Source organism: Stenotrophomonas sp. YIM B06876, assembly GCF_030711595.1.
Lineage (GTDB): Bacteria > Pseudomonadota > Gammaproteobacteria > Xanthomonadales > Xanthomonadaceae > Stenotrophomonas.
Map to the genome: position 1 here is coordinate 24,722 of NZ_JAUJUJ010000027.1, position 14,463 is coordinate 39,184.

General features: G+C 68.9%; 12 protein-coding genes and 1 pseudogene. 10 read left to right on the forward strand and 3 right to left on the reverse strand.

Annotation, left to right across the window (positions count from 1 at the left end; translation table 11 throughout):
- The first annotated feature begins 24 nt into the window (after positions 1-24).
- Positions 25-453, forward strand: coding sequence for a hotdog fold thioesterase (locus tag QZH66_RS11220; RefSeq protein ID WP_305806026.1), 429 nt, complete (start codon positions 25-27; stop codon positions 451-453).
- 27 nt (positions 454-480) lie between these two features.
- On the opposite strand, the gene QZH66_RS11225 is transcribed toward QZH66_RS11220, so the two are convergent.
- Positions 481-3,051 carry an EAL domain-containing protein gene (locus QZH66_RS11225; RefSeq protein ID WP_305806027.1) on the reverse strand — a complete coding sequence of 857 codons (2,571 nt, stop codon included), beginning with the start codon at positions 3,049-3,051 and terminating at the stop codon, positions 481-483.
- A 217-nt stretch (positions 3,052-3,268) separates the two neighbouring features.
- Here QZH66_RS11225 and QZH66_RS11230 point away from each other — a divergent pair, with 217 nt between their 5' ends.
- From QZH66_RS11230 to QZH66_RS11245, 4 genes and pseudogenes are all read left to right on the forward strand, one after another.
- Positions 3,269-4,060, forward strand: a complete 792-nt coding sequence (locus QZH66_RS11230; protein ID WP_305806028.1) for a lysophospholipid acyltransferase family protein — start codon at positions 3,269-3,271, stop codon at positions 4,058-4,060.
- 57 nt (positions 4,061-4,117) lie between these two features.
- On the forward strand, positions 4,118-5,110 hold the full coding sequence (locus tag QZH66_RS11235) for an alpha/beta fold hydrolase (protein ID WP_305806038.1): 993 nt from the start codon (positions 4,118-4,120) through the stop codon (positions 5,108-5,110).
- Positions 5,111-5,172: 62 nt separating this feature from the next.
- Positions 5,173-7,242, forward strand: a complete 2,070-nt coding sequence (locus QZH66_RS11240) for a tetratricopeptide repeat protein (RefSeq protein WP_305806029.1) — start codon at positions 5,173-5,175, stop codon at positions 7,240-7,242.
- Between the two features lie 16 nt (positions 7,243-7,258).
- Positions 7,259-7,880 (forward strand): annotated as a pseudogene (locus tag QZH66_RS11245) (YbhB/YbcL family Raf kinase inhibitor-like protein).
- A gap of 67 nt (positions 7,881-7,947) precedes the next feature.
- On the opposite strand, the gene QZH66_RS11250 reads toward QZH66_RS11245, so the two are convergent.
- Complete coding sequence (locus QZH66_RS11250) at positions 7,948-8,754, reverse strand: META and DUF4377 domain-containing protein (protein WP_305806030.1); 807 nt, start codon at positions 8,752-8,754, stop codon at positions 7,948-7,950.
- Between the two features lie 66 nt (positions 8,755-8,820).
- Complete coding sequence (locus QZH66_RS11255; RefSeq protein WP_305806031.1) at positions 8,821-9,615, reverse strand: undecaprenyl-diphosphate phosphatase; 795 nt, start codon at positions 9,613-9,615, stop codon at positions 8,821-8,823.
- A 211-nt stretch (positions 9,616-9,826) separates the two neighbouring features.
- Here QZH66_RS11255 and glnA point away from each other — a divergent pair, with 211 nt between their 5' ends.
- From glnA to QZH66_RS11280, 5 genes are all read left to right on the forward strand, one after another.
- Positions 9,827-11,236: a type I glutamate--ammonia ligase gene (gene glnA, locus QZH66_RS11260; RefSeq protein WP_305806032.1), complete on the forward strand. Its 1,410-nt coding sequence runs from the start codon at positions 9,827-9,829 to the stop codon at positions 11,234-11,236.
- A gap of 342 nt (positions 11,237-11,578) precedes the next feature.
- Positions 11,579-11,917, forward strand: coding sequence for a P-II family nitrogen regulator (locus QZH66_RS11265; RefSeq protein ID WP_305806033.1), 339 nt, complete (start codon positions 11,579-11,581; stop codon positions 11,915-11,917).
- 205 nt (positions 11,918-12,122) lie between these two features.
- Positions 12,123-12,854: an N-acetylmuramoyl-L-alanine amidase gene (locus QZH66_RS11270; protein WP_305806034.1), complete on the forward strand. Its 732-nt coding sequence runs from the start codon at positions 12,123-12,125 to the stop codon at positions 12,852-12,854.
- A 151-nt stretch (positions 12,855-13,005) separates the two neighbouring features.
- Positions 13,006-14,058 (forward strand): ATP-binding protein, encoded by a 1,053-nt coding sequence (locus tag QZH66_RS11275; RefSeq protein ID WP_305806035.1) that lies wholly within the window; start codon positions 13,006-13,008, stop codon positions 14,056-14,058.
- On the forward strand, positions 14,051-14,463 hold a 413-nt coding region (locus QZH66_RS11280; protein ID WP_305806036.1), incomplete at its 3' end, for a response regulator. The genes QZH66_RS11275 and QZH66_RS11280, both read left to right, overlap by 8 nt.

Consider the following 14,463-nt stretch of genomic DNA (forward strand, 5'->3'; position numbering starts at 1 on the left):
ATTTTCCTTCAACGAGTAAGTGCCATGTCCCAGGTTTTCCGTGCCCCCGTCAATCTCGATGCCTTGAACGCGCTCAGCCGCGACACCCTGATCGGGCATCTGGGGATCGTCTTCACCGCCGTGGGCGATGACTGGCTGCAGGCGACGATGCCGGTCGATGCACGCACCCGCCAGCCCTACGGCCTGCTGCATGGCGGCGCCTCGGTGGTACTGGCCGAAACCCTGGGCAGCAGCGCCGGCAACCTGTGCGTGGATCCGGACAGCCAGGTCTGCGTCGGCCTGGAGATCAATGCCAACCACCTGCGGGCGGTGCGCGAAGGGGTGGTGACCGGCACCGCACGTGCGTTGCATGTCGGGCGCACCACCCAGGTGTGGGAGATCCGGATTGAAAACAGCGCCGGCAAGCCGGTGTGCATCTCGCGCCTGACCCTGGCGGTGGTGGCGACTGCCTGAGCGGCGCCGCGCGGCCAATGCAGCGGATCAGTCCGCGGTGGACGTTGCCGGCCGCCACTGCTGCAACCACGCGCACAGCTGTTCGGCCGGCAGTGCCGGGGTGAAGTGGAATCCCTGGACCACGCGGTAGCCCTGCTCACCGAGCAGGCGCAGCTGTTCAGCGCTTTCCACGCCTTCGGCCACCACATCCAGCTGCAGGCTGTGGCCGATGTGCAGGATCGCGCGGGTCAGCGCGGCCGCCACTGCGTCATGCTCGATATCGCAGACGAAGCTGCGGTCCAGCTTGAGTTCGCTGATCGGCAGCTGCCGCAGATAGCTGAGACTGGAATAGCCGGTGCCGAAATCGTCCATCGACAGCCGCACCCCCAGTGCGCGCACCGCTTCCAGCGTGCACAACGTGGCCGGATTGTTGTCCAGCAGCACGTCTTCGGTGATCTCCACGGTCAGGTCCGCTGGCGCCAGTGCTTCGGCCTGCAGGATCTGCGCGATCTGCTGGGGCAGGTCGAGGTTGTGGAAGTTGGTGGGCGACAGGTTGACCGAGATCGATGGCACCCCCACGCCTTGCCGACGCCAGCGGGCCAGTTGCCGGCAGGCCGTGCGCAGCGCCCACTGGTCGAGGTCGCCGATCAGCCCGCACTCCTCGGCCAGTGCGATAAAACGGCCCGGCGGGATCTGGCCCAGCGTCGGATGCCGCCAGCGTGCCAGGGCCTCGACGCTGTGCAGCGAGTGCTCCTGCAGGTTGATCTGCGGCTGGTAGTGCAGCTGCAGGCCGCCGTCTTCCAGTGCCTCGCGCAAGGCCGCCTCCAGCGCCAACCGCTCCTGGGCGACCTTGTCCATTTCATGGCTGAAGAAACGGAAACCGTTGCGGCCGCTGTGCTTGGCCTGGTACATCGCCATGTCGGCGCGGTGCAGCAGCGTCTCCATATCCGGGCCATCATGCGGAAACACGCTGATGCCGATGCTGGCCGACGGCCGCAGCGCGATGTCGGCCAGCGACAGCGACCGCGACAGCCGGCGCTGGATGCGCTCGGTCCGCTCGGCGGCGGCTTGCGCATCGCACGGGGTGAGCACCACCACGAACTCGTCACCGGCCAGGCGGCCGACGATATCCTGCGGCCCCACCTCTTCCTGCAGGCGCCGGGCGATGGTGCGCAGCAACTCGTCGCCGGCCGGATGGCCGAGCGAATCGTTGACCTGCTTGAAGCGGTCCAGGTCGATGAACAGCACCGCCAGTACGTTGCCGGTGGTGCGCGCGGCGCTGATCGCCTGGTCGGCCTGGGCATGCAGCAGGTTGCGGTTGGGCAGCCCGGTCAGATCATCGTAGAAGGCCAGTTTGCGGATGCGGCTGCGCGCCTCCTCACGTTCCAGCGCCAGCGCACACAGGTGCACGCTGACCTCCACCAGCAACTGGTGGAACGGATCAGGCGCATGCGGTTGCCGGTAATAGAAGGCGAAGGTGCCCAGCACCCGGTCGTCGCTGGATTTGATCGGGGTCGACCAGCAGGCGGCAAGGCCATGGTCCAGCGCCAGGTGGCGGATACCTTCCCAGTTCGGGTCGCTGGCGATGTCGCTGGCCACCACGGTCTGGCCGCACCAGGCCGCGGTACCGCAGCTACCCACCCGCGGCCCGATCATGACGCCGTCGATCGAGTCGCTGTACGCCTGCGGCAGGCTCGGGCCGGCCAGGGTACGCAACCGGCCCTCGGCATCCACGCGCAGCACCGAGGCGATCACCTGCGGGGCGATGTGTTCCACCTCGCGGCACAGCAGCAGCATGATGTCGGCGGTGGGTACTTCGCGCACCATCGCATCGAGCATGCGGTTCTGCAGCACCTCGTGGATCTTGGAATGGGTGATGTCGGTCAACACGCTGACCAGGTTCACCAGCGTGCCGTAGTCGTCGAAAATCGGATTGGTGGTGATCGAGCACCACAGCGGCTCGCCATCGCCGCCATACACCCGCTCGTCGGAGCGCAGGTGTTCTCCGGCCCGCAGCCGCGCCAGATCGCGCGGCAGGCGCGCGGGGGCATAGTCCTGGCGCAGCAGCAACGGCAGCGCGGGCTGGCCCAGCACGGTGTCCTTGCCCGGCTCCAGGCCCAGCATCTGCGCAAAGCCCGTGTTGAAATGCACAATGCGGCCTTCGCCGTCGGTGATCAGCACCGCGCTGTCGGTGTGGTCGAAGCCCAGCGACAGCAACCGCGTGCGTTCCTGCTGCTGGCGCGGCACGGTGACGTCGCGGATGAACGCCATATGCACCGCGCAGTGGTCATCCACATGCAGCTGTGACAGCGCCACGCCGATCCAGCACGCCTGCCCGTCCTTGCGGATCAGCTGCACCTCGCGCGGCTGGTTCAGCAGCTGGTGGATGCGGTTGCCAGTACCGGGATGCAGGCCGGTGTCATAGCGGTCGCGCATCGCCGGCGGGGCGAGCAGGCCGACGTTGCGGCCCAGCACTTCGGCCCGCGGCCAGCCGGAAATGAGTTCCATGGCGCGGTTGAAGTGCAGGATGCGGTTTTCGTCGTCGAACAGGATGACCCCAACGTCGATCTGTTCCATCGCGGAGCCGAACAATCGTGAAATATCGTCGGCCGATGCCATCCGCTTTCCGTTCATTCCGTCGCTCCGCCGCAGTCCTGGAGCCAAGTTTTGCATGCTTCGTGCGCGGCCGTGATGGGGCGGCTGTTCTGCCCCGGCGCAGCCGCCAGCGGCATCGGCGCACGCCCCCGTGGGTGCGGCCACCGCAGTGGCCAAAACCGCCCCGACTCCCCTGGCGGGGCGCTGGCGGAAGCCGGAGCGCATCCGGTATCGTGCGCCCATGACTTCTCCCCCTCGCGCCCATCCGGGCGGCGTGGCGCGTGTAGTGCGCTACCTCTACCGCGCCCCGTTGCTGCTGGTCCACGTCGTGCTGTTCCTGCCGCTGATCCTGCTGTTGATGACGCCACCGTGGGGCCGCCTGCGCGTGGGCGGCGATACGCTGGAAGGACGCGTGGTGCGCGGGTGGTCGGGCGGGCTGATGTGGATTTTCGGGTTCCGCCTGCGCCGCTACGGCACGCCGCTGCCCGGCGCGGTGCTGTTCGTGGCCAACCACGTCGGCTGGGTCGACATCAGCGTGCTGCACAGCCAGAAAATGGTCGGGTTCGTCGCCAAGCGCGAGATCGCCGGCTGGCCGCTGGTGGGCTGGCTGGCCGCGCGCGGCCAGACTATTTTCCACCAGCGCGGCAATACCGAATCGCTGGGCGGGGTGATGGAGGAGATGGTCAAGCGGCTGCAACAGCGGCGCCCGGTGGCGGTCTTTCCCGAAGGCCGGACCCGCGGTGGGCACGAGGTCGGCCCGTTCCATGCGCGGATCTTCCAGGCCGCGGTCCAGACCGGAGTGCCGGTGCAGCCGGTGGCGTTGCGCTACGGCAAGCGCGGCCGGGCGCAGGCGGTGGTCGCGTTCGCGCCGGGCGAGAGCTTTTTCGGCAACTTCCTGCGGCTGCTGGGGGAACCGGCGCGACGTGCCGAAGTGCATTTCCTCGAACCGATCGCCAGCAGCGATCTGGAAGGCCGCCGCCGCATCGCCGAGACCTCGCGCGCGCGCATCGTGGCCGCGATGACCGGCCCTTGACGCGGTGGCGGTTTTTCACGTCACCTGCGGCTGTTCCCGCCCAGCATGTCGGCCATGTTGACCGCTGCCGATTATCAGCCACCGCCGTGGCTGCGCAACCCGCACCTGCAATCGATGCTGGCGTCCAGCGGCCTGCGCCTGCGCCGGGGCGAACAGCTGATCTCGGCCAGTGCCGCCGGCACCTCCGAGCTGATGCTCGATGGCGGCGGCGGCGTGCGCCTGCAGGCCTGGCACAGCCGCGTCTGTGGCCGGGGGGCGCCGCTGGGCGTGGCCCTGCTGCTGCACGGCTGGGAGGGCAGCGCCGAGTCGAGTTACATGCGCATGACCGCCGCGCGCATGCTCGAAAGCGGGTTCGACGTGGTGCGGCTGAATTTCCGTGACCATGGCAACACCCATCACCTGAATCCGGGCATCTTCCATTCCTGCCGGATCGACGAGGTGGTGAACGCCGCCGGCGATGTCGCGCGACGGTTCGGTTCACTGCCGATGGTGGCGGCCGGCTACTCGCTGGGCGGCAATTTCGTACTGCGGCTGGCGCTGCGCGCGCCGGCCGCCGGCGTGCCATTGCTGCACGTGGCCTCGGTGTGCCCGGTGCTGGACCCGTCGGTGACGATGGACAGTATCGAACGTGGGCCGGCGGTGTACGACTGGTATTTCCGCCGCAAATGGACCGGCTCGCTGCGGCGCAAGCGCGCGCTGTTCCCGGAACTGGCCGATTGCGACGAACAGGTGCTGAAGCTGGACATCCGCGGGCTCACCGGCTGGCTGGTCGAACGCCACACCGATTTCGACTCGCTGCAGGCCTATTTCGACGGCTATTCGATTGCCGGCGCGCGGCTGGCGGAGCTGCAGGTGCCGGCCGACATACTGATGGCGCAGGACGATCCGGTGATCCCGTTCGCCACCTTCGACCGCTGGCAGCTGCCGGCCAGCGCCCGGTTGGAGATCGCCGCGTGGGGCGGGCATTGCGGTTTCCTGGAAAACATTCGCGGCGATGGTTTTTCCGAGCGCTGGGTGGCGGACCGGCTGAGCGCGGCCCTGCTCCGCTGAGCCGTGGCGGCGGCTTGCGGCGCGGCGGCTACAATGCGGGTTTGCCCTGAAGCCGGACCGTCATGCAAGACAAGATCATCGAAGCCCTGCGTCGCAACGCCACCGACGACGCCGTGATGCTGGCCCGCCAGTGGAGCGAAGCCGAGCCGCAGCAGGCCCAGGCCTGGCGTTGGCTGTCGCTGGCGCAGCAGCAGCAGGGCCAGAGCGATGCCGCGCGCGCCAGCCTCGAGCAGGCGCTGGCGCTGGCGCCGGACAATGCCGATCTGCACCTGCAGCATGCCGGGCTGCTGCTGGCACAACGCCAGCTGGACGCGGCCGGGCAGGCGCTGGACAAGACCACGGCGCTGAATCCCAACGAATTTTCCGCCTACCTGATGCAGGCGCATCTGGCGCTGGCACGCAACGACACCGACGAGGCCGACCGCCTCGGGCGCATGGCCGCGCGGGTCGATCCGGACAGCCCGGAGCTGGCGCCGATCGAAGGCATGGTGGCGTTGCGCCGCGGCGACGTCGACCGTGCGCTGGCGGTGCTGTCGGCCGCCAGTGCGCAGCTGCCGGATGACCCGCGGCTGCTGTATGCGCTGGGTTTCGCCTATCTGGGCAAGGACATGCTGGCGTTTGCCGAGCAGGCGTTCCGTCGCGTGCTGGAGCTGAACCCGGGCAGCCGCGCGCTGCGCGGGCTGCTGGTGCAGCTGGCGTTGCGCCAGGACCATGTCGATTCGGCCGCGGAGCTCCTGCGCCAGGAGCTGGCCATGCCGGACGGCGACACGCCGGCCATGCGCCGCCTGGCCGGCGAGCTGGAGCTGCAGGCCGGGCAGCCGTTGCAGGCGCTGGAACACCTGGTGCCGCTGCTGGCGCAGTTGCCGGGCGACCGCGCCACATTGCAGATGCTGCTGGTGGCCTGGCAGCGGCTCGGGCGTGAGGAAGCGGCCCGCGAGCAACTGGACGCGGCGCTGCAAGCGCATCCGCAGCTGCACGACCTGTGGCTGGCGCGGCTGGCGGTGGCGCCGGTGGGCAGTGACGAGGCGGTGGCAGTGGTCGAGCGCTGGTTGCAGGCGATGCCGGCGCATGTGCCGGCGCTGGAAGCGCGCATGAGCCTGCACGATATGAACGAGCAGGCCGATGCCGCCGAAGCGGTGGCGCGGCAGATCGTGGCCCTGGAGCCGGGCCGGATCAGCGGCGAACAGCGCATTGTCGAAGCGCTGCTGGCACGCGAACCGGCGGCGGCCGTGGCGCACCTGCACGCGCTGATCGACAACGCGCCGGACGCGGCGCGCCCGGCACTGCGCACCTGGCTGGGTGCGGTGCAGGACCGGGCCAACGACCCGGCGGCGGCGCTGGCCACCTGGCTGGAGCTGCATGCCGACCTGGCGCCGTCACGGCTGCCGCTGCCGCCGCAGGCCAAGGCGCCGATGAGCTGGCCGGAGATGGGCGCGGTGGCCGAAGACAACCGGGTGCGGCCGATGTTCATCTGGGGCGCGCCCGGGTCGGGCGTGGAGCGGGTGGTGGCGGTGATCGAAGCCGGCAGTCCGGTACTGCGCGCCGACCGCTTCGGGCCGAATCCGCCCGACGACGCGTTCCAGAACTACCGCACCCTGCAGAGCCTGGCGACCGACGAACTGAGCCCGGAGCAGCTGGTGCGGCAGTGGCGCGACCAGCTGCCGGGGCGCGGCATCACCGAGGGCAATGTCATCGACTGGCTGCTGTGGTGGGACAACGCGCTGTTGTGGGCGCTGCGGCCGCAGCTGCCGGAAGGACGGCTGGTGATCGCGGTCCGCGATCCGCGCGACATGCTGATCGAATGGCTGGCACTCGGTGCCCCGGCGCCGCTGGCGCTGACCTCGGCCACCGAAGCGGCCGAATGGCTGGCGCGGGCGCTGGCGCAGGCGGCCACGCTGCACGAGCAGGACCTGTACACCCACCTGCTGCTCCGTACCGACGATGCGGTCAACAGCCCCGAGGCCATGGCCGCGCTGCTGGAACAGGCGTTCGGGCTGCCCTTCCCGCAGGTGCGCAGTCTGGGCCCGGCCACCATCGCCGCCGGTCACTGGCGCAAATACGCCGAGGTGCTGGCCGCACCGTTCGCGCTGCTGACGCCGGTCGCGGTGCGCCTGGGCTATCCCGAAGTCTGATCTGCAGGAGAACCGCATGAAACTGGACAGCCAGAGTTTCCGCAACGGCCAGCCGTTGCCGGCCGAGTTCGCCGCCGGCACCGCCGCCGGTTTCGGCCGCAACCGCAACCCGCAGCTGGGCTGGAGCGAGGTGCCTGCCGGCACCCGGTCGTTCGCGCTGCTGTGCGTGGACCCGGATGTGCCGACCGTGGCCGAACTGGTCGGCCGCAGCGATGTGACCATTCCGCGGGATCAACCGCGTTGCGATTTCATCCACTGGGTGATGGCCGATATTCCGGCGCAGGTGCGCGCGCTCGCCGCCGGCAGCTGCAGCGATGGCTTCACCGCCCGGGGCAAGCAGGCGCCGGCCGGTCCGGCCGGGTCGCGGCAGGGGCTCAACGACTACACCGGCTGGTTTGCCGGCGATGCCGGAATGGGCGGGGAGTACGTCGGCTATGACGGGCCGTATCCCCCGGCCAACGACGAGCGCCTGCATCGCTACTTTTTCCGCGTGTTCGCGCTGGAGGTGCCATCGCTGGTCTTGCCCGCGCGTTTCACGGCGGCCGATATGCTGCGCGCCATGCATGGCCATGCATGGCCATGTGCTGGCCGAAGCGGCGATCCACGGCACCTACACGCTCAATCCGGCACTGGGCTGAGCGCGCAGCAGGGTATGAAAAAGGGCGCCGCAAGGCGCCCTTTCCCGTGGATCGAAACCGTGGCCGTTTACGGCTTGACCGTTTCCGACTCCACCACCATGTCCAGCACGTAGGCCTGCGAAGCGCCGTCGGCCGGCGGGTTGGCGACGGTGTAGCGCTTCAGGCGCAGCACATTGCGCACGCCGGCTTGGTGGGTATAGCCCTCGATGGTGCCGTGGAAGTTCCCGAACGGGCCCGGCTCGCCCTGCTTGACGCCGTTCTCGGCGTAATGGATCTCCCGGGTCTGCAGGCACTGCGCATCTTTGGTGAGCCCGTTCGAACACGGCCGGGTCTGCGCGCCCACTTCCAGGAACACGGTCTCGCCTTCGCCGCCGTAGCGGGTTTCGGCCGTCGGCTCGCCGCGGAAGGTCAGCACGTCGCCCTGGGCATTGACCAGCTGCAGCGTGCCGGCCTCGGGCATTTTCCCTTCCAGCGCACCTTCGAGCCGTTCGCCCACGGCCTGGTCCAGCGCCATCAGTCCGGGATCGGCGCAGGCCATCAGGGTCGAGGCCAGGCTGCCGACGGTAAGCGTCGCGCCATCCACGGTGTAGCTGCCACCCATGCGGTTGCAGGTGTTGGAGACCGAGATCCGGCCGTCGCTGAAGTCCAGGGTCAGCGGCTGGTCGGCCCGCGCGAACAACGCATCAAGCCGCTGGCCGGTGGCATCGCTGGCCTCGCTCAGCCGCCAGTGGTTGGCGGCCAGTGCGGCACTGTCGATCGTTGCGGTCGCGGCGGGGGCGGCGACTGCGGACGGGGTGGCGTCCGGCGTGGCCGGCGGTTTGCTGCAGGCGGCCAGCAGGGCCAGCGGAAGAATGAGCAAAATAGTGCGGTTCATGCAGATCTCCTTGGGAATGGGGGGACATACGGATGGGGCCGATGGGGTGTCAGCGCCGGTGCCTGTTCAATTGCCTGCCGGCAACCACAGCAGCAGGGCGATGCCGACCACGATCCGGTACAGCGCAAACACGGTGTAACGGTGGCCCTTGATGAAGCCGAGCAGCCATTTCACCACGAGAAACCCGGTGGCCACCGCCGCGGCAAACGCCACCGCCACGTCCAGCCAGTTCTCGCTGCCCAGCTGGCCGTGCCGCGCCAGTTCCAGGAACGCATAGCCGCTGGCGGCGAACATGGTGGGGATGCCCACCAGGAACACGAATTCGGTCGCCGCCGAACGCCGGCTCAGGCCCAGCAACATGGCCAGGAAGATCGCCGCGGCCGAACGCGAGGTGCCGGGGAATACCCCGGCCACGACCTGTGCCAGGCCCACCGCGATCGCGACTTTCCAGGTGACCTGGTCGCGCTCGGGCATCCGCGCGGCAAACGCCTCGGCCAGCAGCATCCACACGCCGCCGATCAGCAGGGCCCACGCCACCGGCGTCACCGTTTCGGGCAGCTGCCAGCCGGCCAGCCGCACCGGCAGCCCGACCAGCGCGGTGACCAGGAACGCCACGCCCAGCTTCATCACGTAGTCGCGGTTCTCGCGCCGGTCCAGACCGGTGGCCAGCGCCCACAGCCGCTGCCGGAACACCAGGGTGATGGCGAGGATCGCGCCGGCCTGGATGACGATGTTGAAGAAGTCCGAACGCGCGCCCAGCCAGTGCTGGGCAATCAGCAGATGGCCGGTGCTGGAGATGGGGAGGAACTCGGAAAGGCCTTCAAGGATGCCCAGCAAAAGGGCGGAGATCAGGTCGGACATCGGCAATGGGATTGGAAAAGAGCGCTGAAGCATAGAGCATCACCGCCACGCACCAATACAGTGCGTCATCCGGGTTTTGCACCAACATGGCGCGCGGCAAACCCGCAGGCGACGGCTGTTACCTATGTAAATCAGCAGGTTGCGGTTGTTTGAGAACTTGGCATGGTGGTTGCTTGATATTCCCCACGTCCTGCCACCGAGGTGTTACCCGATGTCCCTGGAAACCATTGAGAAGCTGATCAAGGACAACCAGGTCGAGTTCATCGACCTGCGTTTCACCGACATGCGCGGGGTCGAGCACCACGTGACCTTCCCGGCCAGCATCGTCGAGCCGGCGCTGTTCGAGGAAGGCAAGATGTTCGACGGCAGCTCGATCGCCGGCTGGAAGGGCATTGCCGAATCGGACATGGTGCTGCTGCCTGACGCCGACACCGCCTACCTCGATCCGTTCTACGCCGATCCGACCGTGGTCATCACCTGTGACGTGCTCGATCCGGCCACCATGCAGGGCTATGGCCGCTGCCCGCGCGGCATCGCCAAGCGCGCCGAGGCCTACCTGAAGTCCTCCGGCATCGCCGACCAGGCGTTCTTCGGGCCGGAACCGGAATTCTTCATCTTCGACTCGGTCCGCTTCGCCAACGATATGGGCCACACCTTCTTCAAGGTCGAGTCCGAAGAAGCGGCATGGAACACCGGCAAGAAGTACGACGGCGCCAACAGCGGCTACCGGCCGGGCGTGAAGGGTGGGTACTTTCCGGTCGCGCCGACCGATACGCTGCACGACCTGCGCGCGGAAATGTGCAAGGTGCTGCAGCGCGCCGGCATCGAGATCGAAGTGCACCACCATGAAGTGGCCAATGCCGGCCAGTGCGAGATCGGCATGAAGTTCAACTCGCTGGTGAAGAAAGCCGACGAGCTGGCGATGACCAAGTACATCATCCGCAACGTCGCCCATCGCAACGGCAAGACCGTGACTTTCATGCCCAAGCCGATCGTCGGCGACAACGGCAGCGGCATGCACGTGCACCAGTCGCTGGCCAAGGGCGGCACCAACCTGTTCAGCGGTGACGGCTACGGCGGCCTGAGCCAGCTGGCGCTGTGGTACATCGGCGGCATCTTCAAGCACGCCCGTGCCATCAACGCCTTCGCCAACGCCGGTACCAACAGCTACAAGCGCCTGGTACCGGGCTTCGAGGCGCCGGTGATGCTGGCCTATTCGGCCCGCAACCGCTCGGCTTCGTGCCGTATTCCGTGGGTGTCCAACCCCAAGGCCCGCCGCATCGAGATGCGCTTCCCCGACGCGCTGCAGTCCGGCTACCTGACCTTCACCGCGCTGATGATGGCCGGGCTGGACGGCATCCGTAACCAGATCGACCCGGGTGCGCCGAGCGACAAGGACCTGTACGACCTGCCGCCGGAAGAGGAGAAGCTGATTCCGCAGGTGTGTGCCTCGCTGGACCAGGCGCTGGAAGCGCTGGACAAGGACCGCGAGTTCCTCAAGGCTGGCGGGGTGATGAGCGACGACTTCATCGACGGCTACATCGCGCTGAAGATGCAGGAAGTGACCCGGTTCCGCGCCGCCACCCACCCGCTGGAATACCAGCTGTACTACGGCGTCTGAGCGCTCGCGCAGCCGGTCAGCGGGGGCAGGCACGCGGCAGCGCGGCATGTCCCCCGGTTTGGCCGGCACGGGGCAATGGTGGCGATGAGGCAGGCTCCCCTCCCGCCAGGGTCATCGCCGCCGTGGCTGTGGAAGCAACGGGGATCAACAGGCACGCGTATGCGGACCTGCGCCATCGACCGTCCTCGTTCCCACAGCAGTGCTGTCACCGCTTCGCGGGTCCGCGATGGGGTGGCCAATCCGGCGTCCGTCGCGGTAGCCGCCTGCCGCAGCGTGGCACGTGGTTGATCTGATCCCGGCCCGCCGCGGCCGGCCGGCTTCCTCCAGCATCGGGATATCTGCATGAAACTGATCTCCGCCATCATCCGCCCGTTCAAGCTCGACGAGGTCCGCGAGGCTCTCGCCGAGGCGGGCGTGTCCGGCATCACCGTGACCGAAGTCAAGGGCTTCGGCCGGCAGAAGGGCCATACCGAGCTGTATCGCGGCGCCGAGTACGTCGTCGATTTCCTGCCCAAGATCCGCATCGAGACCGCGGTCACCGACGACCGGCTCGATGCCGTGGTCGAGGCGATCCAGAGCGCGGCCGGCACCGGCAAGATCGGCGACGGCAAGGTCTTCGTCACCGCGCTGGAGCAGGTGGTCCGCATCCGCACCGGGGAAACCGGCGCCGACGCGCTCTGACTGCCCCTTCCGAGTGACGCCGCGCGGGCCAGCGCCCGGCGGTTTTGCGGGGGCGGCGCAGGGAGTTCAGGGGGTGTCGATATCGCAGCGGCACGCGCGCTACCGCTGCGCGATCCGCGCCGGCTGGGGTCCCGTCGGCGCCGGCGGGTATCCGCTGCTGTCTGCCCAGGCTTGCAAACCTGCGCGGACGCGGCTGCAATGGGGCATGACTTCCCGATTCCTGTTGCCGCTGGCGTTGATCGCCTCCCTTGCGGCCTGTAGCCCGCACACCGTACGCAACCCGCTTGCACAGTGGGTGCCGTCGCCCAACTACAACGACCGCCAGCCGGTGATCATCGTGCTGCACCACACCGAGCAGGATTCGGTGCGGCAGAGCCTGGACACGCTGCGCAGCGCCAACAGCGGCGGCAAGGTCAGCTCGCATTACCTGGTGGGCCGTGACGGGGATCTGTATCAGCTGGTCGCCGACGGCGAACGCGCCTGGCATGCGGGCGGCGGCCGCTGGGGGGCGATCAGCGACCTCAATTCGGCCTCGATCGGGATCGAGATCGACAATGACGGCGCCAGCCCGTTCACCGCGCCGCAGATCCAGACCCTGCTGCGTCTGCTCGAGGACCTGTGCACCCGCTTCAACATCCCGCGCGACCAGATCATCGGCCATGCCGACCTGGCGCCCACCCGCAAGGCCGACCCGAGTCGCCACTTCCCATGGCAACAGCTGGCTGCCGCCGGCTTTGGCCGCTGGCCCGATCCGGCCCACGGCCCGGCGCCGGAGGGCTTCGACGCGTGGCTGGCGCTGCGCGCGTTCGGCTATCCGCTGGACGACCGCGCCGCGGCGGCGCGCGCGTTCCATCGCCGCTTCCGGGGCAGCGACACGCTGCCGGCCGAGCTCGATGCCGAAGACGCCCGCATCCTGTATTCGCTGCTGCTGCAGTAGCTGTCCGGTACCCGCCGTCCGCGCCGCGGGGTGGGGCCCGGTCAATGCGCGTTCCGGGCAGCGCGGCGGAAAAAGATTCAAGCGGCCGGCCCCTCAGCCATAGCTTGGCGGCGGATCGACGTTTTTGCCGGGTTTGCACTACATTGGTGCAATGACAAGCCACGATAGTCCGCCGCTGGAAGTCCTCGGCACGCCGCTGGCGTGGACCGACGAGGGCGGCCGCATCTGCGGTGCCAATCCGGCCTTCTGTCGCTGGCTCGGGGTCAGCGTGCGGCGCCTGCTGGGCCAGCCGCTGGCGTCGCTGGAAGCGCAGGGTGAGGCGCTGGCGCGCCTGGTCGAGCGCGCTGCCTCCGATGTCCTGCGTCTGCACCGGCTGGCGCTGGCCTTGCCGGGCGAATCGCCGCGTTTTGCCGAGGGCTGGCTGAGCCGCCTCGATACGGGCGGCTGGCTGCTGGAGGCCTGGCCGGTGGACGAATTCCCCGCGTCCGATCCGGCCCAGGTGTTGCCCAGTGCGCTCAACGCCGCGCTCAAGGGGCTGGCACATGAACTGCGCAATCCGCTGGCGGGGCTGAAGGGCGCCGCGCAGCTGCTGGCACGGCGCGCCGGCGCGCGCGATGCCGACGAGCGCGAACTGATCGACCTGATCGGGGCCGAGAGCGAGCGTCTCAATGCCCTGCTCGAACAGCTGCTGTCACCGGCCCCGGTGCGCCCGCACGCGCCGCTGAACATCCACGCCGCGCTGGAACGGGTGCTGCGGCTGGCCGAGAACGAAGCGGGCTGGTCGGTGCGCCTGCAGCGCGACTACGACCCCAGCATTCCCGAGTTTCCCGGGGATGCCGACCGCCTCACCCAGGCGGCGTGGAACCTGGTGCGCAACGCGATCCAGGCCGGCGCGGCCAGCGTGGTGCTGCGCAGCCGGGTCGAGCACGGCCTGCGCATTGGCGACCAGCTGCATCCGCTGGCGTTGCGGCTGGAAGTGGCCGATGACGGACGCGGCGTGCCGGAACAGCTGGCCGAACACCTGTTCCTGCCGCTGGTCAGCGGCCGCGCCGAAGGTACCGGACTGGGGTTGGCGCTGGCCCAGCAGGTGGCGCGCGAGCATCGCGGCACGTTGACCTACCGCTCGCGCCCGGGCCATACCGTGTTCACCGTGCTGCTGCCGCTGCCCGCCGGCGATGCCGCCACGGAGCCGCCACATGGCTGATACCCCCGCTTCGGCGCAGTCGGTATGGGTGGTCGATGACGACCGCTCGGTGCGCTTTGTGCTGTCCGCCGCGCTGCGCGAGGCCGGCTATGCGGTGGACGGCTTCGACAGCGCCGCCGCCGTGCTGCAGGCGCTGGCGCAGCGGCCGCCGCCGGATCTGCTGTTCACCGATGTGCGCATGCCCGGCGACGACGGGCTGGTGCTGCTGGACAAACTCAAGGCCGCGCAGCCGCAGTTGCCGGTGATCGTGATGTCGGCCTACACCGATGTCGCCAGTACCGCCGGTGCGTTCCGCGGCGGCGCCCATGAATTCCTGTCCAAGCCGTTCGATCTCGATGACGCGGTGGCACTGGCGCGGCGCGCGCTGCCCGAGCCGCATGCCGCGGCGCCCGAACCGGCGCCGTC